The following is a 659-nucleotide window of genomic DNA, read 5'->3' on the forward strand; positions in this document are numbered from 1 at the left end:
TTATATCATTAGCAAGGCTTTTACGACCTTTTACGTTTCGATAAGCGTTTATCAGTATTGACTCCTAGTACTATTTTTGATTCCTAGTACTGGCTTTGACTGCTCGTATTAGTGCTGCTTATGCCTTTCATCTTTTATAGTCCGCCCGTTATTAGGATTTCAGATATGTCTCAAGCCTCCATTCAAACTACCACTGAGAACTCCCCTATTGTTCAAGATACTTTTACTGTTGGTAGTCGCACCTTTTCATCACGTCTATTGGTCGGCACTGGTAAATATAAAGATATGGCTGAGACCGGAACCGCTATTGCAGCCTCAGCGGCCGAGATCGTCACTGTCGCTATTCGTCGTACCAACATTGGTCAAAACAGTAACGAGCCGAACTTGTTAGATGTCATCTCGCCTGATAAATATACTATTTTACCCAATACTGCTGGTTGCTTTGATGCTGAGACGGCAGTTCGAACTTGTAAGCTTGCGCGTGAACTGCTGGGAGGTCATAACTTAGTTAAGCTTGAAGTATTGGGTGACGAAAACAGTTTGTACCCCAATATTATGGAAACTTTAAAGGCGGCAAAAGTACTGATTGATGATGGCTTTGAGGTGATGGTATACACATCAGACGACCCCATTGTCGCGCAAGAGCTAGAAAGTATGGG

At 42.8% G+C, this 659-nt stretch carries 1 pseudogene; it reads left to right on the forward strand.

The annotated features are described in order from the left end of the window. Nucleotides 1-165: 165 nt before the first annotated feature. Nucleotides 166-659 (forward strand): annotated as a pseudogene (locus tag ACS8FD_RS21395) (thiazole synthase); the annotation flags it as partial.

The sequence above is a fragment of the Psychrobacter sp. 1U2 genome, from assembly GCF_051847575.1.